Annotated in this window: 1 protein-coding gene; it reads left to right on the top strand. The window is 53.5% G+C overall.

The features are described 5' to 3' along the window. Positions 1-97 precede the first annotated feature (97 nt). Positions 98-400: IS5/IS1182 family transposase (locus LU493_RS19675; protein ID WP_032256025.1), on the top strand; the 303-nt coding region annotated here is incomplete at its 3' end.

The raw sequence follows: 400 nt of genomic DNA, 5'->3' as shown, positions 1-400 counted from the left end.
TATACATAGTCAGGTCCTTCTTTGGTTAGGGAAGGTGCGAACAAGTTCCTGATATGAGATGATCATATTCATCCGGAGCGCATCCCAGAGGGACATCATGAGCCATCAACTCACCTTCGCCGATAGTGAATTCAGCACTAAGCGCCGTCAGACCCGAAAAGAGATTTTCCTCTCCCGCATGGAGCAGATTCTGCCATGGCAGAATATGACCGCTGTCATCGAGCCGTTTTATCCCAAGGCGGGCAATGGCCGACGGCCCTATCCGCTGGAGACCATGCTGCGTATTCACTGCATGCAGCATTGGTACAACCTGAGCGACGGTGCCATGGAAGATGCCCTGTACGAAATCGCCTCCATGCGCCTGTTTGCCCGATTATCCCTGGATAGCGCCCTGCCGGAT

Source organism: Halomonas elongata (assembly GCF_029081005.1).
Taxonomy (GTDB): Bacteria; Pseudomonadota; Gammaproteobacteria; order Pseudomonadales; family Halomonadaceae; genus Halomonas; species Halomonas elongata_B.
The sequence above is the reverse complement of the archived record's forward strand: the minus strand, read 5'-3'. Positions and strand labels throughout refer to the sequence as shown.